The organism is Empedobacter sp. GD03861 (genome assembly GCF_029840885.1).
Classification (GTDB): Bacteria; Bacteroidota; Bacteroidia; order Flavobacteriales; family Weeksellaceae; genus Empedobacter; species Empedobacter falsenii_B.
The window spans coordinates 62,856-86,047 of record NZ_JAOCDJ010000010.1; the positions used below are offsets into that span (position 1 = coordinate 62,856).

22 protein-coding genes and 1 tRNA gene are annotated in these 23,192 nt (G+C 32.3%); 9 read left to right on the plus strand and 14 right to left on the minus strand.

From position 1 onward, the window contains the following. The first annotated feature begins 16 nt into the window (after positions 1-16). The 3 genes from N5D03_RS07420 to N5D03_RS07430 are packed head-to-tail and all read left to right on the plus strand — an operon-like array spanning position 17 to position 2,032. Positions 17-439, plus strand: a complete 423-nt coding sequence (locus N5D03_RS07420; RefSeq protein WP_115001885.1) for a hydrolase — start codon at positions 17-19, stop codon at positions 437-439. After that, positions 436-1,245, plus strand: a complete 810-nt coding sequence (gene map, locus N5D03_RS07425) for a type I methionyl aminopeptidase (RefSeq protein WP_125349798.1) — start codon at positions 436-438, stop codon at positions 1,243-1,245. Before N5D03_RS07420 ends, map begins: the two co-directional genes overlap by 4 nt. A 34-nt stretch (positions 1,246-1,279) precedes the next feature. Next, complete coding sequence (locus N5D03_RS07430; RefSeq protein ID WP_115001888.1) at positions 1,280-2,032, plus strand: class I SAM-dependent methyltransferase; 753 nt, start codon at positions 1,280-1,282, stop codon at positions 2,030-2,032. 37 nt (positions 2,033-2,069) lie between these two features. Here N5D03_RS07430 and N5D03_RS07435 read toward each other — a convergent pair whose 3' ends face one another. The 4 genes from N5D03_RS07435 to N5D03_RS07450 form a co-directional block, all read right to left on the minus strand. Continuing rightward, positions 2,070-3,107 (minus strand): hypothetical protein, encoded by a 1,038-nt coding sequence (locus tag N5D03_RS07435; protein ID WP_125349799.1) that lies wholly within the window; start codon positions 3,105-3,107, stop codon positions 2,070-2,072. Between the two features lie 7 nt (positions 3,108-3,114). Beyond that, a complete protein-coding gene (locus N5D03_RS07440; RefSeq protein WP_115001891.1) occupies positions 3,115-4,149 on the minus strand; it encodes a hypothetical protein in 1,035 nt (344 codons plus the stop codon). A 140-nt stretch (positions 4,150-4,289) separates the two neighbouring features. After that, complete coding sequence (gene polA / locus N5D03_RS07445) at positions 4,290-7,127, minus strand: DNA polymerase I (RefSeq protein ID WP_280051291.1); 2,838 nt, start codon at positions 7,125-7,127, stop codon at positions 4,290-4,292. Positions 7,128-7,202: 75 nt separating this feature from the next. Beyond that, positions 7,203-7,535, minus strand: a complete 333-nt coding sequence (locus N5D03_RS07450; protein ID WP_180905218.1) for a 2Fe-2S iron-sulfur cluster-binding protein — start codon at positions 7,533-7,535, stop codon at positions 7,203-7,205. A gap of 142 nt (positions 7,536-7,677) precedes the next feature. Here N5D03_RS07450 and N5D03_RS07455 point away from each other — a divergent pair, with 142 nt between their 5' ends. Both N5D03_RS07455 and N5D03_RS07460 read left to right on the plus strand, forming a co-directional pair. Continuing rightward, complete coding sequence (locus tag N5D03_RS07455; RefSeq protein WP_180905219.1) at positions 7,678-8,469, plus strand: TIGR00266 family protein; 792 nt, start codon at positions 7,678-7,680, stop codon at positions 8,467-8,469. A 396-nt stretch (positions 8,470-8,865) separates the two neighbouring features. After that, positions 8,866-10,023: a DUF5723 family protein gene (locus N5D03_RS07460; RefSeq protein WP_347880916.1), complete on the plus strand. Its 1,158-nt coding sequence runs from the start codon at positions 8,866-8,868 to the stop codon at positions 10,021-10,023. Between the two features lie 60 nt (positions 10,024-10,083). On the opposite strand, the gene N5D03_RS07465 is transcribed toward N5D03_RS07460, so the two are convergent. From N5D03_RS07465 to N5D03_RS07475, 3 genes are all read right to left on the minus strand, one after another. After that, the gene (locus tag N5D03_RS07465) at positions 10,084-11,136 is read right to left on the minus strand and encodes an NAD(P)/FAD-dependent oxidoreductase (protein ID WP_115001902.1); all 1,053 of its coding nucleotides are present in this window, start codon (positions 11,134-11,136) and stop codon (positions 10,084-10,086) included. Between the two features lie 148 nt (positions 11,137-11,284). Further along, positions 11,285-11,358: transfer RNA gene (locus N5D03_RS07470), tRNA-Met, on the minus strand. A 203-nt stretch (positions 11,359-11,561) separates the two neighbouring features. Then, the gene (locus N5D03_RS07475; protein WP_219034881.1) at positions 11,562-12,743 is read right to left on the minus strand and encodes a pyridoxal phosphate-dependent aminotransferase; all 1,182 of its coding nucleotides are present in this window, start codon (positions 12,741-12,743) and stop codon (positions 11,562-11,564) included. A gap of 112 nt (positions 12,744-12,855) precedes the next feature. Here N5D03_RS07475 and tpx point away from each other — a divergent pair, with 112 nt between their 5' ends. After that, the gene (tpx, locus tag N5D03_RS07480; protein WP_280051293.1) at positions 12,856-13,356 is read left to right on the plus strand and encodes a thiol peroxidase; all 501 of its coding nucleotides are present in this window, start codon (positions 12,856-12,858) and stop codon (positions 13,354-13,356) included. A gap of 76 nt (positions 13,357-13,432) precedes the next feature. Here tpx and N5D03_RS07485 read toward each other — a convergent pair whose 3' ends face one another. Together N5D03_RS07485 and N5D03_RS07490 are read right to left on the minus strand one after the other, a co-directional pair. Then, positions 13,433-14,323 carry a 3-hydroxybutyryl-CoA dehydrogenase gene (locus N5D03_RS07485; RefSeq protein WP_219034882.1) on the minus strand — a complete coding sequence of 297 codons (891 nt, stop codon included), beginning with the start codon at positions 14,321-14,323 and terminating at the stop codon, positions 13,433-13,435. A 198-nt stretch (positions 14,324-14,521) separates the two neighbouring features. Further along, on the minus strand, positions 14,522-15,526 hold the full coding sequence (locus N5D03_RS07490; RefSeq protein WP_114997742.1) for a Gfo/Idh/MocA family oxidoreductase: 1,005 nt from the start codon (positions 15,524-15,526) through the stop codon (positions 14,522-14,524). A gap of 71 nt (positions 15,527-15,597) precedes the next feature. Between N5D03_RS07490 and N5D03_RS07495 the strand changes: the two genes are divergently transcribed. Further along, a complete protein-coding gene (locus tag N5D03_RS07495; protein WP_038332579.1) occupies positions 15,598-16,245 on the plus strand; it encodes a protein-L-isoaspartate(D-aspartate) O-methyltransferase in 648 nt (215 codons plus the stop codon). Between the two features lie 48 nt (positions 16,246-16,293). Here the strand turns inward: N5D03_RS07495 and N5D03_RS07500 are convergent, their stop codons facing one another. The 3 genes from N5D03_RS07500 to N5D03_RS07510 all read right to left on the minus strand — a co-directional run bounded on the left by N5D03_RS07500 (position 16,294) and on the right by N5D03_RS07510 (position 18,735). Then, positions 16,294-16,722, minus strand: a complete 429-nt coding sequence (locus tag N5D03_RS07500; RefSeq protein ID WP_114997745.1) for a PepSY-like domain-containing protein — start codon at positions 16,720-16,722, stop codon at positions 16,294-16,296. A gap of 65 nt (positions 16,723-16,787) precedes the next feature. After that, complete coding sequence (locus N5D03_RS07505; RefSeq protein ID WP_221854498.1) at positions 16,788-18,062, minus strand: HAMP domain-containing sensor histidine kinase; 1,275 nt, start codon at positions 18,060-18,062, stop codon at positions 16,788-16,790. Position 18,063: 1 nt separating this feature from the next. Further along, complete coding sequence (locus tag N5D03_RS07510; protein WP_221854497.1) at positions 18,064-18,735, minus strand: response regulator transcription factor; 672 nt, start codon at positions 18,733-18,735, stop codon at positions 18,064-18,066. A gap of 94 nt (positions 18,736-18,829) precedes the next feature. Here N5D03_RS07510 and N5D03_RS07515 point away from each other — a divergent pair, with 94 nt between their 5' ends. Next, positions 18,830-19,846 carry an aminotransferase class I/II-fold pyridoxal phosphate-dependent enzyme gene (locus N5D03_RS07515; protein WP_280036984.1) on the plus strand — a complete coding sequence of 339 codons (1,017 nt, stop codon included), beginning with the start codon at positions 18,830-18,832 and terminating at the stop codon, positions 19,844-19,846. A 389-nt stretch (positions 19,847-20,235) separates the two neighbouring features. Here the strand turns inward: N5D03_RS07515 and N5D03_RS07520 are convergent, their stop codons facing one another. Together N5D03_RS07520 and N5D03_RS07525 are read right to left on the minus strand one after the other, a co-directional pair. Then, positions 20,236-20,394: a hypothetical protein gene (locus N5D03_RS07520; protein ID WP_280051294.1), complete on the minus strand. Its 159-nt coding sequence runs from the start codon at positions 20,392-20,394 to the stop codon at positions 20,236-20,238. Positions 20,395-20,483: 89 nt separating this feature from the next. After that, positions 20,484-21,659, minus strand: a complete 1,176-nt coding sequence (locus N5D03_RS07525) for an aminotransferase class I/II-fold pyridoxal phosphate-dependent enzyme (RefSeq protein WP_114997760.1) — start codon at positions 21,657-21,659, stop codon at positions 20,484-20,486. 243 nt (positions 21,660-21,902) lie between these two features. On the opposite strand from N5D03_RS07525, the gene N5D03_RS07530 reads away from it, so the two are divergent. Next, positions 21,903-23,045, plus strand: a complete 1,143-nt coding sequence (locus N5D03_RS07530) for a DEAD/DEAH box helicase (RefSeq protein WP_114997763.1) — start codon at positions 21,903-21,905, stop codon at positions 23,043-23,045. Positions 23,046-23,192: the final 147 nt, after the last annotated feature.

Here is a 23,192-nt window from a genome sequence, read left to right on the forward strand (position 1 = left end):
TTAAATACTTACAAACATGATTAATAAAATTATTGCTGTTGACTTTGATGGAACTGTGGTAGATGATAAATATCCAGAAATTGGAAAAGCTAAAATCTTCGCTTTCGAAACATTGAAACAATTACAAAACGACGGATATCGCCTTACTTTATGGACTTATCGTAGTGGTAAATACTTAGATGAGGCTGTAGAATTCTGTAAAAAAAATGGAATTGAGTTTTATGCCATCAACAATAGTTTTGACGGAGAGGATTTTGATAAAAATACGCAAAGTCGAAAAATAAATGCCGATATCTTTATCGACGATAGAAATTTAGGAGGTTTCCCAGGTTGGAGTGACGTTTATCAAATCATTACAAAAAAGATTGAATTAAGTGTTCACGCAAACGGACAAAAAGCTCCTGAGAAGAAAAAGAAAAGAGGATTTTTCGGATTATGATACATTTAAAAAGTAAAGAAGAATTAGAACTAATGTACCTAAGCGCTCAATTGGTTTCAAAAACCTTGGGTATGTTAGCCAAAGAAGTAATGCCTGGTGTTACAACCAATCATTTAGATAAATTAGGAGGCGAATTTATTCGCGACAATGGTGGGTATCCCGCATTTTTAGGAATGTACGATTTCCCTAAAAACCTTTGTATTTCTCCAAATCAACAAGTTGTTCATGGAATTCCAAACGATGAACCACTTAACGAAGGAGATATTGTTTCGGTAGATTGTGGTGTTTATATGAATGATTTTTACGGAGATCACGCTTATACATTTGCAGTTGGTGAAGTAGATGCTGAAACTGAAAAATTATTACGCATTACAAAAGAATCTATGTTCAAAGGAATAGAACAAATGAAAAAAGGTAATCGCGTAGGTGATATCGGTTTTGCAATTCAACAATATTGTGAAAAAGAAGGTTACGGAATCGTTCGTGAATTAGTTGGACACGGATTAGGTCGTAAAATGCACGAAGAACCGCAAGTTCCTAATTATGGACGTCGTGGATCTGGTAAAAAAATTGAAGAAGGAATGGTGTTAGCTATTGAACCAATGGTAAATATGGGAACTGAAAAAGTCTTCTTTCATCCAGATGGCTGGACGGTTACAACGCGCGATGATAAATATTCGGCTCACTTCGAACACGATGTTTGTGTGGTAGATGGCGAACCAAAATTATTGTCAACTTATCAGTTTATTTACGATGCTTTAGGAATCGTATCTGACGAAGAAAAACCATTTTTATTCAAACCTTAAGAAAACTTTTGTGAAAAAGCTTTTAAAAAAAATTATGAATATTCTACCTCGTCCTTTATTAATACAAGGTAGTTATATTATTCGTCCTGTTTTAGTTTGGTTTATGAAAGGAAATCGCTTCGTAGACCCAATTGATGGACAAGGTTATTATAGTTTGTTGCCTTATGGTTACGAAAAACAGCGTGATAATGTACTTTCACCCGGAACTTTTTCATTAGAAAGACATCGCTTGATGTGGTTGTACCTAAAAAATGAAACGTCTTTCTTTACTGAAAAAGCAAAAGTTTTGCACATTGCTCCAGAGCAATCTTTTATCAAACGTTTTCGTGCGATGAAGAATTTAGAATACATCACAAGTGATATAGAATCGCCTTTGGCAGATGTAAAAGCAGATATCTGCGATTTACCTTTTGGTGATGATACATTTGATATCATTTTTTGTAATCACGTTTTGGAACATATTCCTGACGATCACAAAGCGATGAGCGAATTATTTCGTGTCATGAAACCAGGAGGTTGGGGAATTCTGCAAGTTCCGATTTCGTATCAACGTGATGTAACGTACGAAGATCCAACGGTTACAACAAAAGAAGAACGTAAAGAAAAATTTGGACAATACGATCACGTTCGTGTCTATGGTTTAGATTATTACAGACGTTTGGAAGATGTAGGTTTTATCGTCGAAAAAGTAGATTACACAAAACAAATTCCGTCGGAAGATGTTCAAAAATATTGCTTAGAAAAAGGTGAAATTTTACCTGTGGTTCGCAAACCAAAGACTGAATAAAATATAAAATCCAAGAAATAATTTTCTTGGATTTTTTTTATTTAAAGCTTCTACGAATATCCATTTTTTCGTTCACCGATTTGTTGAATTCAGGAAATGGTTGTATGCTAAAATCTTTGACTTCGAGCTTTATTTTCATGTCATTTGTATGTTGACTTTTATCTTTCTCCAAGAAAGTTGAATTCCAATTTCTAAAACTCTCCTTTAAAATCCATTTATTTTGATAGGGTCTGTATTTATACATCACCTCATTATTATGGATTGTATATCCAAATTTCTCAGAATGTTCATTTTCTCTTTTCGTAAAACTTTCTACAATTGCAAACGATTCTTTATCAATCAGAAAATTACAAACAAAATTAACTTTTGGATTTTTCAATTCTATCTCATACATGTACTTATCTGCATATTTAGAAATGATAACTTTTTCGTCATATTTATTTTCAGATGTTCTTTCTTGCATTTTCTTGACAAATTCCAACAAAGAAATATGGTTAAAATATTCATTCATATGATACAATGATGTTAATTGCCTTCCTTCTCCAACAATTCTTCTATTCACAACATTATTTGAATGTATTTTTAAATTATTTTTTTTGAAACGGAACTGTAAATCAACATCAATCATATCTCTATTAACAGAATCCATTATTGCATCAAGTACAAAGTTTACTTTATAAAAATGCTGTTCTGTATTAAAGTTTTTATCATAATTCTCAATTACTTTTTTCAAAATATCCTCAGATTTTAAATTCGTTACAAAAGCTTCTTTTAATTCAACTTCGGATACTTTTTCAAGTTTAATTGTTAATTCAGATTTCAAATCAGAAACGTTGATGATCGCATCTTGGTAATCTTTTTTCGACACGATTAATTCATCTGTTTGCGAAACATTACTCAAATCAACAATAGCTTTTCCTTCCATATCCGAAATAAAATTCTTTGTTGAATTTTTGAAATATACATCGGCATCATCAAGTGGTAAATTATCAGAAAGGTCTAATATTTTTAGATTTACAATTTGCGCATTTAAACAAATCGTAAACAATGTAAATAAGTAAAATATCTTCTTCATAAATCGATTATTTAAAACTTCTACGAATGTCCATTTTCTCATTCACCGATTTGTTGAATTCAGGAAAAGGTTTTAAACTATAATCATTCACAATTATACTAAAATTCATGTCTAAATCGGTTTTTTCATTTTCTTTTTCATAAGTCACATTCCAAATTGCAGAAGTTTCCTTCAAAACCCAATTCCCTTTATGAGGACGATATTTATAAAAAACTTTTCCTTCACGCAAAAAATTATTGGGAGAAACTTCTTTATCACGATTATAAGATATTAAAGAAAATTCTATCACTGCAAATGTTTTCTTATCAATAATTAAATAATAATCAGTTGAACTCGTTTTCAAGTGAATTTCATAAACAAAAGAATCAGCATATTTTGTTATAGTTAAATTATTTTCTAATAAAGACTTATCATTTAGTTTATTCACAAATAACTGAATATAAACATCTTTCAAATAATAGCTCTTCAAATATTCTGATAATTTTATATTTGCATTTGGTTGCCAACCACTTTTTATTTCATTATTCACAATTCCGTTCGACTTGATTTTCAAATCACCACGTTTGAATTTGAATTGTAAATTTGTATCAATAAAATCTTGATAGATATTGTTAAATAATAAATTTTGTTGAAAATTGACTAAGAAATAATATTCATCAACCTTAAAATTTTTGTCATAATTATCGTAAACTTTTTTCAAAATATCTTCAGTTTTCAGGTTCGTTACAAAAGCTTCTTTTAACTCAACTTCGGATACTTTCTCAAGTTTAACGACCATATCTGATTTCAAATCTGAAACTTTGATTACTGCATCTTGGTAATCTTTTTTCGACACGATTAATTCATCTGTTTGCGAAACATTACTCAAATCAACAATAGCTTTTCCTTCCATATCCGAAATAAAATTCTTTGTTGAATTTTTGAAATATACATCGGCATCGTCCAATGGAAAATTATCAGAAAGATCTAATATTTTTAAATTTACAATTTGCGCATTTAAGCAAATCGTAAACAATGTAAATAAGTAAAATATTTTATTCATATAATTTAAAATCAATAATGAATTAAAGATATATTTTAATCTCGTTAAGAATTTGTTAATCAGAATATTTTATAGATATTTTAACAAAAAAAAACGCTACTAAAAAGTAACGCTTTATAATTATTGTAAATAATATTTTTCTAATGAGCTTCTAACCAATTCGCTCCTACTCCGACTTCTGCAATCAACGGAACATCCATTTGCATTGCAGCTTCCATAGTCGATTTGATTAATTCAGAAACTTTTTCAACCTCATCTTTTGGTGCATCAAAAATTAACTCATCATGCACTTGTAAAATCATTTTGGTTTTATAATTTTTCTTCAATTCTTTCTGAATTTGAATCATTGCCATTTTCACGATATCAGCCGCAGTTCCTTGTATTGGTGCATTTACAGCATTTCGCTCAGCATGCGAACGCACTACTGCATTTCTCGAATTGATATCTTTCAAATAACGGCGACGTCCCATTAACGTTTCTACAAAACCTTGGTCACGAGCCACCTCAACTTGTTTTTCGATATACGCTTTCAACGTTGGGTAAGTTTCATAATACGCATCAATCAATGCTTTGGCTTCTTTACGAGAAATATTCGCTTGATCTGCCAAACCGAAAGCCGAAACACCATAAATAATTCCGAAATTCACCGTTTTTGCCTGACTACGTTGTTCACGCGTCACCTCATCCAACGCCACATTAAAAACTTTTGCGGCAGTAGAAGCATGAATATCTTCTCCATGTTTGAAAGCCTCTACCATTGCAGGATCTTGTGACATTTGCGCAATCAAACGCAATTCAATTTGCGAATAATCGGCAGAAATAATCACATGATTTTCATCTCGTGCAACAAAGGCTTTACGAATCTGCTGACCTTCTTCTGAACGAATCGGAATGTTTTGTAAATTCGGATTTACAGAAGACAAACGTCCCGTTGCAGCAACCGTTTGCGCGTATGTTGTATGCACGCGACCAGTTTTTGGATTCACCAATTCTGGCAACGCATCAATATAAGTCGATTTTAATTTTTGTAATTGACGGTACTCTAAAATATCATTGATAATTGGATGTTTATCTTTCAATTTCGATAAAATTTCTTCTCCTGTTGCGTATTGTCCAGTTTTGGTTTTCTTCGCTTTTGGATCTAATTGTAATTTATCAAACAAGATTTCTCCCAATTGTTTTGGCGAATTAAGATTGAATTCTTCGCCAGCATCTTCTTGAATTTTTGCTTCTAATTCTCTTAATTTCGCTTCGTGTTTTACTGAAAGTTCTTTCAGAAACGGAACATCCAAATTAACACCTTCCAATTCCATATCAGCCAAAACCTGCATCAAAGGCATTTCAAGATCAGTGAATAATTTGTGCGTATTTGCTTTGATTAATTCTGGTTCGAAAAGATTTTTCAACTGATTTGTAATATCAGAATCTTCTACTCCATATTCGGTTTGCTCCATTAACGGAACATCACGGAAATTCTTTTGATTTTTTCCTTTTTTTCCAATTAAACTTTCGATTGAAACGGGTTGATAACTCAAATAAGTTTCCGACAATACGTCCATATTGTGACGCATATCTGGATTAATCAAATAATGAGCAATCATCGTATCAAAATTTTGACCTAATACAACAATGTCATATTTGTTTAAAACTTTGATATCATATTTTAAATTTTGACCAATTTTAGAAATTGATTCATCTTCAAAAAATGGTTTAAATTCGTTGATAATTGCTTTTGTTTCATCGAAATCTGCTGAAAAAGGAACATAATAACCTTTTCCTTTTTCCCAAGAAAATGAAATTCCAACCAATTCAGCTTCTAAAGCGTCCAAAGAAGTTGTTTCCGTATCGAACGTCACTTCTTTTTGTTTTAGAATATTTCGTAATAAAACTTCACGACCTTTTTTTGTATCGATTAATTGATATAAATGATTCGTTGATGAAATATCTGAAAATACAGAATTTTGAGGAATAATCTCTTCATCTGACGTAAAATCAAACAAAGATTGTTGAGATGTTTGCGTTTGATTCGAAGAAATCTGACTTGCCGCAGAAATTTCTTCTTGCGCTTCTTTGATAATTCCAGAAGCATCCAAACCATAAATTCTGTAAACCGTTTCTAACATTCTACGGAACTCTAACTCCGTGAAAAGTTCAGTTACTTTTTCAATATCCGGTGGACAAACCGTTAAATCTTCTTCATCAAATTCAACTGGCGCATCTGTAATAATTGTGGCTAATTTTTTCGAAAGAATTCCAAGCTCTTTATTCTCTTCAATCTTTTCTTTGGCTTTACCTTTCAGCTTATCTGTATTCGCTAAAAGTCCTTCCATCGAACCAAATTCTTTTAAATATTTACTCGCCGTTTTCGCTCCAACACCTGGTAAACCTGGAATATTGTCGACAGCGTCACCCATCATTCCAAGATAATCTATCACCTGAATTGGATCATCGATTTCAAATTTTTCTTTGACTTCTTCAATTCCCCAAATCTCAACACCTTTTCCGTTTGCAGCAGGACGATACATCTTTATTTTGTCCGTTACCAATTGCGCAAAATCCTTATCAGGCGTTACCATATAGGTTGTATAACCAGCTTTTTCAGCTTTTTGAGCCAAAGTTCCAATCACATCATCTGCTTCATAACCTTCGGCAAAAAGCACTGGAATTTTTAACGCACGTAAAATATCTTGAATATACGGAACACCTTGACGAATCGCTTCTGGCGTTTCATCACGATTTGCTTTATATTCAGGAAAATCTACCGTACGAACTGTTGCTTGACCAACATCAAAAACAACTGCTAAATGCGTTGGTTGTTCACGGCGAATAACATCCAACAAGGAATTTGTAAATCCCATAATTGCCGATGTATTGAATCCTTTTGAGTTGATTCGTGGGTTTTTGATAAATGCATAATATCCTCTAAAAATTAAGGCATACGCATCTAACAAAAAAAGTCTTTTATCTAATTGATTCATATGATTTTCGTTATGCGAAAAGCGATGAGCGTAAAGCGAAAATTCTCACAAATCGCTAACCGCAATACGTTTATTTTAATATTCTGGCGCTAATTCAACAACCAATCCATCCATTTCATCCGAAAGATGTAACTGACAACCTAAACGAGAATTATCTTTCACATTAAAAGCCTCTGCTAACATTGCATCTTCATCAGGCGTCATTTCTGGTAATTGAATTTCTGGTGTCAATACATAACATTGACAAGAGGCACACATCGCCATTCCACCACAAATACCAATGGTTCCTTCTGGTGCTAATTCGTATGCACGCACAAGCTCCATGATATTCATATTCATGTCAGTAGGTGCATCAACTTCGTGCGAAACACCTTCTCTATCTATAATTGTAATTTTAATATCTGCCATAACACTTTTTCAAGTTACACAAAAATACGGATTGTTTACTTTCAAAAAAAGAATATGCCTCATTGGATTATATTTAATACTAATTTTAAATAAGAACTGTTACGAATTACGAATTTTGTCTACTAATTGGTAAAATTAAAAAATGAATGCACACGAAATAGATTATAAAATTTACGGAGAAGAAATGCAATTTGTCGAAATTGAATTAGATCCACAAGAAACTGTTGTAGCAGAAGCAGGAAGTTTTATGATGATGGATGATGGTATAAAAATGGAAACGATTTTTGGCGATGGTTCTCAACAAAGCGGTGGACTTTTCGGAAAATTATTAAATGCTGGAAAACGAATGTTAACAGGTGAAGGTTTGTTTATGACTTCGTACACAAATTACGGGCAAGGAAAAAAGAAAGCTTCTTTTGCTGCTCCATATCCAGGAAAAATTGTTCCGATTGATTTACCAGAAGTGAACGGAAAATTTATTTGTCAGAAAGATGCTTTTCTTTGTGCTGCAAAAGGAGTTTCGGTTGGAATTGAATTTAATCGAAAATTAGGCACTGGACTTTTTGGAGGAGAAGGTTTCATTATGCAAAAATTAGAAGGCGATGGAATGGCTTTTATTCATGCTGGTGGAACATTGCATCGTCGAGTTTTACAAGCTGGCGAAGTCTTAAAAGTTGATACAGGTTGCATTGTTGGTTTCGAACAATCTGTTCATTACGACATCGAATTTATAGGCGGAATTAAAAATACATTTTTCGGAGGAGAAGGTGTTTTCTTTGCTACTTTGAGAGGTCCAGGAGTTGTGTATATTCAGTCTTTACCTTTTAGCCGATTGGCTGATCGCATTATTGCTCATGCACCTTCTGCGGGTGGTTCTTCTCAAGGAGAAGGTTCTATTTTAGGAGGTTTAGGAAGATTAATTGATGGTGATTAAAATTTAATTTAATAAAAAAGAGTTTCAAATTGAAACTTTTTTATTTTTATACGGAAAACCGTAATTTATTTCGATTGATTTTTCTTATTTTTAATAAAAATTTCATCATTTGAAAAAACTTCTATTAACCGTTATTTTTTGTTCAGGATTTACTTTTGGACAAAATATTTTATCTTTTAGTAATGATCAATATAGCGGGATTAACGGTAGTGTTTTTTCTCCGACAACTCCATATTTAATCCGAATAAATGGGATGTAAATATTATTTCTGAGGATATTTTATTCAGAAATGATTACGTCTATATATCCGATCAAAACGTATTAGGCTTAATAAAAGGTGAAACAAAATCAGCAAATATAAAAGCTGGCATAAGAGGTGAAACGCATTCTAATATTATAGATTTCACAACTAAAAATACGATTTCTTATCATTTGGAAAATGATCTTATGGGACCTTCCGTTTCTTTTAAAAAGAAAATTAATAATCAAACTTATCGTCTTGGAATTTTTACCCGACTTCGTACACAAGGTTCTATTAAAGATTTAGATAATTATTTTCGTTTTAGTAATCAAAATGAAATAGAACCAAAAAATTATGCGTTTGAACCAACAAAGACAAATGCAATGAATTGGGCTGAATTAGGCTTAAACGTTGCAACAAATTTGTACATAACTAATACTTCTGAAGTAATTATTGGTGCAAATATTAAATATCTTTTGGGTTTAGATGGGGCATATATCAAAAGTAAAAACGCGATAAAATTAGAAGCAGAACCAAGCTTATCAGGTACATTTGATCATTCCAAACTAGATATTTATGCCTCAAATTATGATATAGAAGCAGGATATTCTACCAATTATGATTTTGATCGAGATAAATATGTTTTTCGAAATAGAGGAAATGGAGTTGGAATAGATTTAGGAATTTCTTTTGTGAACAGAAGAGCGAATGATGAATTATATGATTTCAAATTTTCGGCAAATTTATTAGATGTTGGATTAGTGAAATTCAGAGGCGATAACCATCATTTCTACAATCCTTCACAAAGAATTCAACTTCGTAATAATCCAAATTTAGATGGAGTTGAATTTGAAAGTGTTGATCAATATTTAGGACTTTTGAGCAAAGAAGTTTATGGAGATGAGACAAAATCTAAAACGGGAAATAATTTTTCAATCGGTTTACCAACCAGTTTACATCTTAATCTAAGTAAAAAAATTATCGAAAATCATTACTTAAATTTCAATTGGATGCAACGAATTCCAGTTTTTGAAAATAGTTTGAAACGTATCAATGTGCTACAAACGTCTTATACTATCCAAAAAGATGGATTTGGAATTGGACCTTCCCTTTCTATCTATGATTATGAAAATGTAACGTTTGGTGGTTATGTAAGAATTGGCCCTCTGATTTTGGGCAGTGATAATGCAATTCCAATCGTTTTCAAACAGAAAAAATTAACTTCTGCAAACTTTTATTTTGGATTAAAATTTTACCCTTTTTGGGATAATGAAGCCAAAAGACGAAGTAGAGAACCTTGTGAATGTGAATAAAAAAACCTTTTACGCAAAACGCAAAAGGTTTAAAAAATATTTCTATTTATTTTGTTAAAATTAGTCAATAGCTTTGACAACCGCTTTTTCGGCTTCTTTTCTTGTCCCGTCGAAACCATCAACACCAGAAACAGTTGTGTATTTCAAGACAAATTTTTTCCCAGGATTCATTCTATTGTAAACAGACTGACACATTAACGTTGCTTCATGGAAACCACATAAAATCAATTTCAATTTTCCTGGATAAGTATTTACGTCTCCAATCGCGTAAATTCCTTCGATATTTGTTTGATAATCTAACGCATTATTTACCTTGATTGCATTTTTCTCAATCTCCAATCCCCAATTTGCAATAGGACCTAGTTTTGGAGAAAGACCAAACAATGGAATAAAATAATCTGTTTCAAGTTCAAAAGTTTCACCTTCTTTTTCAATTACCAAACTTTCCACTTTTCCTTCACCTTTGATTCCAGTAATTTCAGCTGGAGTAACCAAATTAATTTTTCCAGCTTTTTTCAATTCAATTACTTTATCAACAGAATCTAACGCTCCACGGAACTCATTTCTTCTGTGTACCAACGTAACTTCCGCAGCCACATCAGCCAAGAAAATCGACCAATCCAAAGCAGAATCTCCACCACCAGCAATTACGATTTTTTTATCACGGAACAGTTCAGGATTTTTTACAAAATACTCCACTCCGTTTTCTTCATACGCTTCGATGTTTTCGATAATTGGCTTACGAGGCTCAAAAGATCCAAGACCACCTGCAATCGCAACCGCTTTTCCTTGCACTTGCGTTCCTTTATTTGTTGTTACAATAAAAGTTCCGTCTTCTTGCTTATCGATTGTTGCAGCTTGTTCGTTCAATGTAAAACCTGGCTCAAATTGTTTGATTTGCTCCATTAAGTTATCAATCAATTCACCTGCACCAACAGAAGGATAACCAGGAATATCAAAAATTGGTTTTTTTGGATACAATTCTGTCAATTGCCCTCCTGGTTGAGGAAGTGCATCAATAATATGACATCTCATTTTTAATAAACCAGCTTCGAAAACGGCAAAAAGACCAGTTGGTCCAGCTCCGATTATAACTATATCTGTTTGAATCATTTTTTTGAATTTTATTTAGAACGTTACTAAATTGAATGCAAATTTAATGAATTTGAAAGGATTAATCGATGATTATCATCAGAAGTCTAATAATATTTATTGATAATAAAAAAGACAAATTCAATAATGAATTTGTCTTTTGAATTTGTAGCGAAGAGCAGAATCGAACTGCCGACCTCAGGGTTATGAATCCTGCGCTCTAACCATCTGAGCTACCTCGCCTTGTTTTTAGTGGTGCAAATATAAGAGGTTATTTTCGATTAAAACAAATCTTTTTTGAAATATTTTCAATAAAAAGTCGCTTAAATAGGCTAATCAATTGAAATTCATTAAAATTAAAATCACATTTTTTTGAAGAAAATATCATCTACAAAAAAATCCTCAAGCAAAACTTGAGGATTTTGATATTTTATCTGCTTTTCTACTTATGCTAAAGCATTTTTGATACGTGTCATTGCTTCTTTCAACTCCTCTACAGACGCCGCATACGAGATACGAATACAATTTTTAGATCCGAAAGCCGAACCAGAAACAACCGCAACTTGAGCATGTTCTAATAAATATAAAGCCAAATCATCTGCATTGTTAATTGTAACACCATTGTACGTATTTCCGAAAGTTGCCGTAACGTCTGGGAATAAATAGAAAGCTCCTTTTGGTTCGTTAACTTTGAACGTTGGAATTTCTCTTGCCCAACCTAACATCAATTCACGACGTTCTGCAAACGCATCAACCATGTATTGAACTGAGCTTGGATCTGCTTCTAAAGCCGTAATTGCCGCTCGTTGAGCGATAGACGTTGCTCCCGAAGTCACTTGTCCTTGTAACGTTTCGCATGCTTTTGCTAACCAAGCTGGCGCTCCAATGAAACCAATTCTCCAACCTGTCATTGCGAAAGCTTTTGCTAAACCATTTACAGTTACTGTTTGATTATAAACTTCTGGGAAAGATGCAATCGAAACATTTTTTTCTCCGTAAACAATGTGCTCATAAATTTCGTCCGAAATAATAATCACATCTGGATATTTTGCTAAAACCTCAGCCAAACCTTTCAATTCTTCTCTTGTGTAAACTGATCCTGACGGATTACAAGGAGATGAATAAATAATAGCACGAGTTTTATCTGTAATTGCAGCTTCTAACTGTGCTGGTGTAATTTTGAAATCAGCTTCTAAAGTTCCTTCCACAAAAACTGGCGTTCCTCCTGATAATTCTACGATATCTGAATAAGAAACCCAATAAGGTGTTGGAATAATTACTTCAGTTCCTTCGTCTACAATTGCTTGTAAAACATTATAAATAGATTGTTTTGCTCCAGTAGAAACAACAACTTGATTTGCTGTATATTCAATATTGTTATCACGTTTAAACTTCTTACAAATTGTTTCCTTCAAATCTGCATACCCTGCAATTGGAGGATATCCTGAATAATTTTCGTCGATAGCTTTTTTAGCTGCCTCCTTGATAAAATCTGGTGTATTGAAATCTGGTTCTCCAATACTTAAACTAATCACATCGATTCCTTGTGATTTTAATTCTCTTGCTTTCGCAGACATTGCAATAGTTGCAGATGGTTTCAAATTCTGTAAACGCTTTGAAAGTTGCATAATATTTGTGTGTTATTTGTAATGTAACAATTTATTATTGCGAAGATACTTTTTTCTCCGTAGAATTTTGTTACTTTTAATCATTAAAAATCTAAGAATAAAATAAAAAATTATGGCTGAAATTACATTCAAAGGAAATCCTATTCATACAGGCGGAGATTTACCTATAATTGGTGAAAAAGCGCCGATTTTTGCTTTAACAGCAGGAGATTTAAGCGACAAAACATTGGCTGATTATGCTGGAAAAAATGTTGTTTTAAATATTTTTCCAAGTGTTGACACTGGTGTTTGTGCGCAATCTGTACGAACTTTTAACAAAGAAGTTTCTTCTGCTGCAAATACAGTTGTGTTATGTATTTCGAAAGATTTACCTTTCGCTTTATCTCGTTTTTGTGCTGCCGAAGGTTTGGATAATGTAGTCACTTTATCTGATTTCAAAAATGAAGAGTTTGCAAATGCTTATGGTGTAAAAATGGTTGATGGACCGTTAAATGGATTATTTTCTCGTGCAGTTGTGGTAATTAATCCAAATGGAGAGGTTGCTTATACAGAGCAAGTTCCTGAAATTGGACAAGAACCAGATTACACGCATGCTTTAGCAGCAATTAAGTAATCAAAATAGTTTTCAAAATAAAAAGCGTTACCCGAAAAGTAACGCTTTTTGTTTTGACTATTTTGTGTAAGATAAACTACTTCGCAAACTGAGCAGCTAATTTTTCTGCTTTTTTAGATTCTGAATAATCATAGAATCCTTCTCCAGATTTTACTCCTTTTTTACCAGCAGTTACCATGTTAACTAACAATGGACAAGGTGCATATTTAGGATTTTTGAAACCATCGTACAACACTTCTAAGATTGATAAACAAACGTCTAAACCGATAAAATCTGCTAATTGTAATGGTCCCATTGGATGAGCCATACCTAATTTCATTACTTCGTCAATTTCTTTCACGCCCGCAACTCCTTCATATAAAGAATAAATTGCTTCGTTAATCATTGGCATTAAAATACGATTGGCGATAAAACCTGGATAATCATTCACTTCAACTGGAACTTTTCCTAATTTTTCTGACATTTCCATAATCGCTTTCGTTACTTCGTCTGTTGTATCGTAACCACGAATAATTTCAACCAATTTCATCATCGGAACTGGATTCATGAAATGCATTCCAATCACTTGTTTTGGACGACTTGTAACAGACGCAATTTTTGTAATCGAAATAGAAGAAGTATTAGACGCTAAAATTGCATTTGCTGGCGCAGCTTCATCAATTTGTTTGAAGATTTTCAATTTCAAATCTAAATTTTCTGTTGCAGCTTCTACAACTAAATCCGCATTTTTTACCGCTTCCGCAGTATCTGTAAATGTTGTAATATTATTTAAAGTTGCTGTTTTGTCAGCTTCTGTAATTTTTTCTTTGGCAATCATGCGCTCCAAATTTCCAGCGATTGTTTTCAATCCACGCTCCAAACTATCTTGAGAAACGTCAACCAAATTCACTGTAAATCCTGATTGTGCGAAAACGTGAGCAATTCCGTTACCCATCGTTCCAGCTCCAATAACTGTAATGTTTTTCATCTTTTTGTATGTTTGTTTTTATTATTTATTTTTTTTCGAGATTCGAAGTTCGAAATGCGTTTAGCGAAATTTGATTTTTCAGAATGAGAAGCTGAAATGAATTCAGCTTGACAAATTTTCGTCATTCTGAACTTGTTTCAAAATCACATCATATTCATGCGTTTAGCGAAATTCGAACTTCTAAAATCTAACATCGATTTATTCTTTCTCGATTGTTTGATTTTTGATGACTTGCTGTTCTTTTTCAAAATAAGCAATAATCTCCAATGCAACTTTCAATGCATTTCGTCCATCTTGTAACGAAACTTTAATTGGTGAATTATTAACAATAGAATCTGCAAAGCTTTCTAATTCATCCAAAATTGCATTATTTGGTAAAATTTCTGGATGTTCAAAACAAATTTCTCTACGATCTCCTTTATCGTTTTCCAAAATCATCGCAAATTCACTTGGATTTTCTGGCGCTTTGTGCATTTTAATAATTTCAGTCTTTTTCGTCAAGAAATCAATTGAAATATACGCATTTCGTTGAAAAACACGCATTTTTCGCATATTTTTCATTGACATTCTACTTGTCGAAACATTCACCACACAACCATTTTCAAACTCAATTCGAGCATTTGCAATATCAGGTGTATCACTAATTACCGAAACTCCAGACGAATGAATTGATTTAATTTCTGATTTTACAATCGATAAAATCACATCTAAATCATGAATCATCAAATCTAAAACTACAGGAACATCTGTACCGCGCGGATTAAATTCTGCCAAACGATGCGTTTCAATAAACAATGGTTCTTCGATAAAAGGTGCAGCCGCTGTAAATGCAGGATTGAAACGCTCTACGTGTCCAACTTGCGCTTTCAAACCTTTTTCATTTGTCAATTTCAACAAATGATCTGCCTCTTCTAAGGTATGCGTAACTGGTTTTTCGATGAAAAAATGTTTATTTTTTTCGATCACTTTCAATGCCACTTCATAATGTGATAACGTTGGTGTCACAATATCGACAACATCAACAGCATCAATCAATTCGTCCATCGAACTAAAATATTTATACCCAAATTCAGCTTCAACTTTTTTTCCATTTTCTTCAAAAGAATCAAAGAAGCCAATTAATTCGTATCTTTCCGATTGATTTAATAACTTTAAATGGATTTTTCCAAGGTGCCCAGCACCGATCACTCCTACTTTTAACATTTGGTAGATTTTGCCGTTAAAATTAATGAGAATAAGTTGTATTTAATGCATTTTTGTAAAAATTTTGGAATATGTCTGTAGACGATTTTAAACACAGAGGACGACGCAAAATGTTGGTTGATTTGTTGCGCTCGAAAGGAATTGAAGATGAAAACGTATTGGAAGCTATTAATTTAGTGCCACGACATTTATTTTTAGACAGCGCATTTACGGAATTCGCATATCGCGACGAAGCTTTTCCGATTGCTGCTGGACAAACGATTTCGCATCCGTTTACAGTTGCTTTTCAGACACAATTATTAGACATTCAGCCTAATGAAAAAGTCTTAGAAATCGGAACTGGTTCTGGTTATCAAACTGCTGTTTTGGTTGCTTTGGGTGTTGAAGTTTTTACGATTGAAAGACAAAAAGATTTGTTTGATTTCTCGAAAATCATGTTGAAAAAAATCAATTTCGAGCCACGTTATCAAACGTATGGAGATGGTTACAAAGGTTTACCTTCTTTTGCTCCTTTTGATAAAATTATTGTAACGGCTGGTGCGCCAGAAATTCCAGAAGAATTAAAAAAACAATTGAATATTGGAGGAATAATGGTGATTCCAGTTGGTGAACAATCGCAACGAATGATTGTCATTATGAGATTATCAGAAGATCAATTTGAACATTACGAATTTGGTGATTTCAAATTTGTGCCAATGTTAGAAAGTCGAGATAAATAGAATAAAAAACTCCAACTAAAGTTTAGTTGGAGTTTTTTATTTTATTTATTAATCATCAATTTTCTTAAAATTTCCGTTTTTATCAAATTTTAATTCAAGTCCATTGTTCAATTTCACTTCAATTTCTTTTCGGTCTCTTTCAATTTTTGTTATTGTAGTATTCGGAAAACTTCTTTTCACATAATTCGAAATTTTAGCTGGAATAAATCCTGTTGGAATAGCATTTCGTTTTCCATCGACTTCTTTCCAAGCTCCGTCTCCATCAAATTCTACTTTTGTTCCATTTGCCAAATACACTTTATATTCTTTCGAAAAATAATCGTCGTCCAACATCACAGAACCAACTTGTTTTACACCAAAATATTTGTTGATAAATTGCTGTCCCATTTTTGGAACTTGGTTATATTTTATTGCTTTATCTTGAGCAAAAGAAATCAACGTTGCACTTAACATGATAACACTTAAAAACTTTTTCATTTTGTTTGATTTTATAATTATTAAGACAAAGTTGCAAAGTGAATTAGGAAAGATTTGGGAATAATTTATTTTTTCAAAATAAATTGATGAAAAGGAAACTCATAATTGTAACGTAACGTCAAATTTTGTTGATTTTTGATAATCGTGTCCACAATCGAAAGCCCCAAGCCATTATTTCCATCACTTGTTCCTTGTTTATAAAAACGACTAAAAATAAGATTCGAATCCAATGTTGCGTTTTTCCCTGTATTCGAAATTATAAATTGATTTGAATCACTTTCTATCTTAATAATTTTCTCATCATTATTATGTTTGATCGCATTTCGAATCAAATTTGAAATTAAAATTCGCGCTAAATCGATATTAAAATCAAGAATAAAATCTGCCTTAAAATTCGTTTCTAATTTAATTTCTTCTGCTTCTAAAATTTCTTCATAATCTTCGATCAAATCTTTTGTCAAAGCTGTAAAATTAACTTCAACATTATTTTTGTATTGATTATTCTCGATTCGAGATAACATTAACAACGATTTATTAAGATTCACCATTCGCCAAAGTGTTTGCTTGGTTTCTACCAAACTCATCACCTCTTTTTCTTTTAAATCTGAATTTTCTATTAGCAAATCAAGTTTGTTTAGCGCAATTGTCAAAGGTGTTTGCAATTCGTGGGAAGCATTTTCGATGAACAATTTTTGTGAATTAAAAACCTCATCATTTCGATTAATCATTCGCTCAATTTCTTTTTGCAAATAAGAAAATTCTTTCACATTCGTTTCGACAAGTTTTGGTTTTTCGTTATTTCCTACTTCATATTTTCTTAATTGAGAAATAATTTGCCCAAAAGGTTTGAAGGCTTTTTTCAATCCAAAATGATTAATCAATAAAATACTAATCAAAATAAAAACATACAACGCAATCAAAGAAATCGATAAATCATAAATCAATTCATCTTCTTCGACTGTTGAGGTTCTTATTTCTAATGAATACGGATGATTTTCTTTGTCATAAAAACCAGTTCTCAATATACGATAAGGTTCCATATCATCATCGTATCCCATGTAAACCAACTCATTCGAAAAGTGATTTCTTTCATCATATTTACTTGGATCAACTTTGGAAATTTTGAATTGACTTAATCCAAATTCGGTTGTATTTAATAAATTCGGATCGCGATAAGCTTCTCGAATAATTTCAATTTTTTGATTCTTTAATCCGTCATCTACATTGTCATAAACTTCATCCAAAATCAAGGAATGAAAAAGAAATGCCCAAATCGCAATAACGATAAGCAACCAAAATGTGAGGTAACGAAATGTATAATTTTTTAGTGATATTTTCATGTTAAATCAACTTATAACCAATCCCATAAACCGCTTGTAAATCGGCTTCAGAATTTGCTTCTTTCATTTTTTTTCTTAGATTTTTTATTTGCGAATAAATAAAATCTAAATTATCAGATAGCTCAATATGATCTCCCCAAACACTTTCTGCTAAAGTTGTTTTCTGAAAAACACGTTCGGGTCTCAACATAAAATAATACAGCAAATCATATTCCTTTCTGTTTAATTTCAGTTCGATATTATTTACTTTTACCAAACGATCTTCGGGAAAAATTTGAATATTTTTATAACTCAAAACATCCTCTCCTTTTTGTAGATTTTTGCGCAAAGCAACTTTAATTCGAGCCAATAATTCAGCAAAATGAAATGGTTTCGCTAAATAATCATCCGCGCCAACCAATAATCCTTCTACTTTATCATCAACCGAATCTTTCGCCGACAAAATAATCACCGAAGTTTCTTTATGAAGATTCTTCAATTCCTTCAACAAAGACATTCCATCACCGTCTGGTAACATCATATCCAATAAAATGCAATCATAATCGAACGAAATTATTTTATCCAAAGCTTGCTGATAATTATCTGCTGTTTCGACAATCATCTTTTCCTTTTCTAAAAACTCAACAATTGTTTCTTGCAATTTTATTTCATCTTCTACGACTAAAATCTTCATAACTTCAGTTTAAATAATTGGTAAAAATAGATAGTAAAATAGGAAAGAATTAGGAAAACTCCTACTTTTATTCTCAAAATTTAAGATTTCAATTTTGAAAAAATATAGCTTTAAAAATGATTATAGCGAAGGTGCTCACCCAGCAATTTTGCAACGATTAATCGATACAAATTTAGAACAAACAATTGGTTACGGCGAAGACGAATTTTGCAATGAAGCAAGAGAGTTCATCAAAAAAAGACTGAAAAAAGATTCAGCAATTCATTTTGTTTCTGGTGGAACACAAGCCAATTTAATTGTAATTTCTTCTATTCTAAAACCACACGAATCTGTAGTTGCAGCCGAAAGCGGGCATATTGCCGTTCACGAAACGGGCGCGATAGAAGCAACAGGACATAAAATAAATACCATTGCGACGGATAATGGAAAAATAACTCCTGAGCAAATTTCGATTATTCTTGCCACACATACGGACGAGCATATGGTAAAGCCAAAATTGGTTTATATTTCTAATTCTACGGAAGTTGGAAGTGTTTATTCAAAAAAGGAATTGCAAAAGCTTTATCATTTTTGCCAAGAAAATAATTTATACCTTTTTGTTGATGGCGCACGTTTAGCTTCTGCTTTAACTTCTTCTAAATGTGATTTAAACTTAGAAGATATGGCAAATTTTGCAGATGTTTTTTACATTGGTGGAACTAAAAATGGTGCACTTTTAGGTGAAGCAATTGTGATAAATAATTTAAAATTGGACGAAGATTTTCGTTATCATATTAAGCAAAAAGGCGGAATGTTAGCGAAAGGACGTTTGATAGGAATTCAATTTTCGGAAATGTTTCGAGATGATTTATTTTTCGAGATGGGAAAACACGCCAATCAAATGGGAGAAAAATTAGCAAATGCTATTTCAGCAAAAGGTCACAACTTTTTGACAGAACCATCTTCCAATCAAATTTTCCCTATTTTACCAAATTCAATTATCGAAAAACTACAACAAGATTTTGAGTTTTATATTTGGCAAAAAATTGATGAACAAAATTCTGCAATTAGATTAGTCACTTCTTGGACAACACCAGAGGAACAAGTAGAAAATTTTATCAAATCAATATAAAAAATAAAAGGATCCATAAATTATTGGATCCTTTTATTTTAATAATAATCTTTCACATTTTTCAAACGCTCTTTCGCGCGTTTATATTCTGCTTTTCTGATTTCTTTTTTACGTTTCATCAAATTTTTATCGTGAGAATAATTACGTTCTATTCGCTTGATATCTCTTTCGTATTCGTCTTCTAAACGCTCTAATCGATCATCAATTCGGTCTTTGTAATAATCGTCACGATGAGAATTTGACCATTTATAACGTTGATTATCGTTTAAGATTTTATCAATATCACGTTGTAAATTGTAAGAAATCTCTCTTTTTCTTCTACCTTTTTCGTAACCAGATAAATTACGATCTCTTCCAACTCTTTCGAAATCTTTACTTGCTTGTTTTTTTTAAGCAATTATTTTATTTTTTTGACTACTTGATATTCCGTAATAATCAGATCTTTCAATTAAAACATCGACATTTCTATTATTTCCATCATTTGGTCTATTTTGCGCATAACTTGACATTGTAAACAACGCAAAACCAAAAATTAAAAACTTCTTCATATTCTAAACTTTCGTTTAGAATAAGCAAAGTCCGTGCTGAAATGAATAAATTATTAAAATTTATATTTAATCAACAACTAATCAATTAATTAAACCTTAGTTTTTTCTAACGCTTGCAAAATATCTTCGATAATATCCACTTTATCCTCCAAACCGACTGATAAACGAATAGAGCCTGGCATAATTCCCAAATCTGCACGTTCTGCATCTGATAATTTTGCGTGAGTTGTAGTTGCTGGATGCGTTGCAATCGATCTCGAATCCCCTAAATTAGACGTATATAAAATCATTTCTAATGCATCAATAAATCTGAAAGCACGTTCTTTTCCTCCTTTCACTTCAAATGTTACGATTCCACCCCCGCCTTTCATTTGTTTTTTCGCCAACTCATATTGCGGATGCGATGGTAAAAATGGATATTTCACATCTGCAATTTCAGCATGATTTTCCAAAGCTTCTGCCAACGCCAACGCATTTTCGCAATGACGATCCATACGAAGTGGCAACGTTTCTAAACTTTTAGAAATTGTCCACGCATTAAAAGCCGACATCGCCGGACCTGTATGACGAATAAAAAACATCATTTCATTGATTAATTCTTCTTTTCCTACAACTACTCCACCCAAAACTCGACCTTGTCCGTCCATATATTTTGTTGCAGAATGAATAGATAAATCAAATCCAAATTGCAAAGGTTGTTGTAAATATGGCGTTGCGAAACAATTGTCAATTGCAAAAATAACATTCGGATGTTTTTCTTTCAATTTTGCCAAAGCTTCTAAATCAAATAATTCTAATCCAGGATTTGAAGGCGATTCTAAGAAAACAATTTTTGTATTTGATTGAATTGCTTTTTCCCAATCCTCGATATTTGGCGTTTCTACATATGTATAAGTTACGCCCCAACGCGGAAATAATTGCGTAATTAATTGATGTGTAGAACCAAAAATTGCACGACTCGATACAATATGATCTCCACTTTTTATATACGAAGCAAAAGATGCAAAAACAGCAGCCATTCCCGAAGCAAAAGCTAAACCTGCATCTGCTTTTTCCAAAGCACAAACGCGATTAATAAACTCTGTTGTATTTGGATTTGCATAACGTGAATAAACCATACCTTGCTCTTCTTCTGCAAAAATTGCACGTCCTTGCTCTGCGCTATCAAAAATAAAACTTGATGTTAAATATAATGGAACCGAATGCTCGCGAGTAGCAGATCTTGGCGCTTGCTCACGAATTATCTTAGACTGATCTTTTTTCATAAGAATCAAAGTTAACGATAGTTTTATTAAGCAAAAAGCTTTTAATAAAGTTTTAAACCGAAATTATTTCTGTTTTCAATCGTTGTTTCGATAATTTGACTGTTTCTAAAAAGATTTTTAGAAATATTTCAGAAACGATTTTAAAACTTTCATTTTCATCACGATTAAAAATGATTAAACGAGTAATTATTCCTAAAATATCATTCAAATTTAATCTCTACCTTTGCAGTCTTATATCAATTTATGTCATTCGAAAATTTAGGATTATCACCATATTTATCAAAAGCAATTACAAAACTTGGATTTTTAAAACCTTTTGAAATTCAGACCGAAACAATTCCATCTATTTTAAAAGGAAAAGATGTGATGGGAATTGCAAAAACTGGTTCTGGAAAAACCTTGTGTTTTGTTGCGCCTTTGCTACAAAAAATTCAACATCAATCGTACGAAAAATCTCGTAACATAAAAGCGTTAATTTTAGTTCCAACACGTGAACTAGCGGTTCAGATTGAACAAACTTTTGCAGGATTGCGAACTGCTTTACGCCGTGAGGTACAAACGCAAGCGGTGTATGGAGGAACTTCGATTAATCCACAGATGAAAAATTTGTATGGAACAGAAATTTTGATTGCAACTCCTGGTCGTTTATTGGATTTAATGGATCATAATGCGTTATCATTGGATCAATTGCAATATTTGGTGATTGACGAAGCAGACAAAATGTTCCAATTAGGATTTGGAGATGAGATGAACCGAATTTTGAAAAGTGTTCCGAAAAAGAAACAATCAATTCTATTTTCTGCAACTTTGAATGATAAAATTGATGAAATAAAATCTACATTAAGTATTGATCCAATTGTTGTTGAAATCAAAAAACAAGAAATTGATTTGGAACAAATCGAACAAGTTGCTTATAAAGTTGATGCCGAAACAAAAGGTCCTTTTTTACGTTATTTAATTAAATCTGAAAACTTAGAACAAGTTTTGGTTTTTGTTTCTTCGACACGAACTGCAGATAATTTGGTCGAAAAATTAAAAAAGAATAAAATCTCTGCAATGGCGATTCACAGTAAAAAATCCCAAGGCGCTAGAATGGATAATTTGGAAGATTTTAAACTAGGTGATATTAAAGTTTTGGTTGCAACAGATTTGATTGGACGCGGAATTCATATCGAAGGTTTGCCAACTGTAATTAATTACGAATTACCTCGTTCACCTTTAGATTATGTGCACCGAATTGGACGTACAGGTCGTGCAAATGCAAATGGAAAAGCAATTAGTTTGATTACAGAAGAAGATTTGCATCATTTCAAAATCATTCAGAAAAAAATGGGTAAAAAAGTTGATTTACTTCCAACTGATAATGTGAATTTACACGGATATTAAAATAAGTTTTAAGTTATGAGTAACAAGTTCTAAGTTTTCTCTGAACTCATTACTCACTACTTAAAATTTTATGCTTTAAGCTTTATGCTTAACGAAATTCGAAGTTCGAAATACGGAACTTACTACTCGTAAGATTCTTCGACATGC